Here is a 2,128-nt window from a genome sequence, read left to right as displayed (position 1 = left end):
ACATAACCCTGTTTATTGACATACAAGATACGTAATTATATACTTACCTCTATATATCTAAATTTAATGAATTGTAAACTTAAGCCGTATATAATTTATTGCTGGCTTTTTGCTTACTTACGAAAGTCCTCGCGGACTTTCTTGGTCGGCAATTATTTACTAAATTAGTTGCTTGAAACACGCAACAAACCATATACAACAACGTCAGACTGTCTCAAAACTCTCTCGTTTTTCCTTGGTTAAAAAACTAGAAATCCGTATCTTATACTATGGAATTTATACAAGGAGAATCACGAAATCAGATACAACTTTTCCCCTCTTCTATTGATGAGATGATATCTGAAGACAACACCGTTAGAGCTATTGATATTTTTGTAGATAGTTTGAATCTTGAAACACTTGACTTTAACCTCAGACTTAAAGAAGGGCGCCCTCCTTATAACCCAGCAGATTTGCTAAAGCTTTTCATTTATGGATATATGAATCGTATGCGTTCATCGCGCCAACTGGAAAAAGAATGCTATCGTAATATTGAACTTATCTGGCTTCTCAAATCTCTTAAACCAGACCATAACACCATTGCCAGATTCAGAAAAGATAATGATAAAGCCATTAAAAAGGTATTCCATCAAACGGTAACAATCGCTCGTAATTTTAGCCTTATTGGGGCATTACTCATTGCTGGGGACTCAACAAAGATCAGAGCCCAGAATTCCAAGAAAAACAACTACAATCCTAAAAAAATAAAACGACACCTCGATTATATTGATGGGAAATTAAATCAATACCAAAAAGAAATTCAACAGACAGACGAGCCACAGAAAAGAAAAGTCTTAACTAAAGAAATAGCTAAGCACAACAACCACAAGCAAAAATATCAAAACATAGAAAAACAGCTCAAAGAGACCGGGGATACACAAGTGTCAACCTCAGACCCGGAGAGTCGACACCAGATAACCAGAGGCAACATTACCGAAGTATGTTACACCCTACAAACTACTGTAGATGATGACAATAAAATCATTATAGACTATTTAGTAACCAACCAAAACGACAAAAAAGCGATGGGTGGAATGCTACGTAGAGCAAAGACTATATTAAGAACCAATGACTTTACAGCACTCTACGACAAAGGATACCACACCGGTAGCGAGTTTTCAACAGCTGATGAGTTGGGTATTGAAACACTTGTTGCCATTCCGTCCACATCCTCACGGGCACCTCATACTGACTACGAATTATCAGCTTTCAGCTTTTGTGAGAGCGATGATTCCTATACCTGCCCGCAGGGACACATTCTTAAAAGTAACGGCAGTTGGTACACTACAAGAAACTACCGGTTCAAACAATACAAAACAAGCGCCTGTAAATCCTGCCCCGTAAGGCATCTGTGTACCAGTTCCAAGGCCAACGGACGTATACTGCAGCGAAGTGAACATCAGGGAGCGATAGAAGCAAACTCAGCAAGAATATCCGCATCGGGAGATCTATATAAAAAACGCCAGGCAATAGTGGAGCACCCGTATGGTACCATAAAAAGAAATTGGGGATTTGACCATATTATCACTAAGAAAGGAATCAACAGGGCCTCTGCTGATACTGGTTTTATGCTCATTGCCTACAACCTGAGAAGAATACTTAATATTTTAGGAGTTGTGAAATTTACAGAACTACTACGTAAGCTCGACAACTCAATAAACAAGCTATTTAGATTCATTGGAAGCATCATAAGCGCTATAATCGATTCTAGGATGCACTATAATGGAAACCCTAAACAAACACTGAATTTCCAACTTTACGACGCTTGAACCTAAACTTAAATTTTCTAAACTATATTTATGAAAAATTAAGCAGTTGTGAGACAGACTGACGTTGGCAACAATTAAAAAAACGACAATCTATCGAATGAAAATAAGAATTACGAAATCTGAATTTGATTTAATCTGTGAAATAATTGATATTAAAAATCCATTATTTGTTTCTAAAGAAATCAATAAATCAGAAGTAATTCTTTCATTCGAGAATATTGAAAAAGCAATTGAATTTGACGAATTGATTAAAGACAAATTAATTTATCAAGGTTTTGACATAAATTATAAGCCGAATAATTTTGGTCAAATGTGTGAAA

2 protein-coding genes are annotated in these 2,128 nt (G+C 36.2%); both read left to right on the top strand.

The genetic code is table 11. The features are described 5' to 3' along the window. Window positions 1-269: 269 nt before the first annotated feature. Window positions 270-1,808 carry an IS1182 family transposase gene (locus tag QZ562_RS21065; RefSeq protein WP_293764686.1) on the top strand — a complete coding sequence of 513 codons (1,539 nt, stop codon included), beginning with the start codon at window positions 270-272 and terminating at the stop codon, window positions 1,806-1,808. 64 nt (window positions 1,809-1,872) lie between these two features. Next, window positions 1,873-2,128 (top strand): hypothetical protein (locus QZ562_RS21060; RefSeq protein ID WP_293764683.1); only part of this gene is annotated, 256 nt, incomplete at its 3' end.

This window comes from uncultured Paraglaciecola sp., assembly GCF_913058035.1.
In the GTDB taxonomy this organism is placed as follows: domain Bacteria; phylum Pseudomonadota; class Gammaproteobacteria; order Enterobacterales; family Alteromonadaceae; genus Paraglaciecola.
This window is presented reverse-complemented; position numbering and strand designations above follow the sequence as displayed.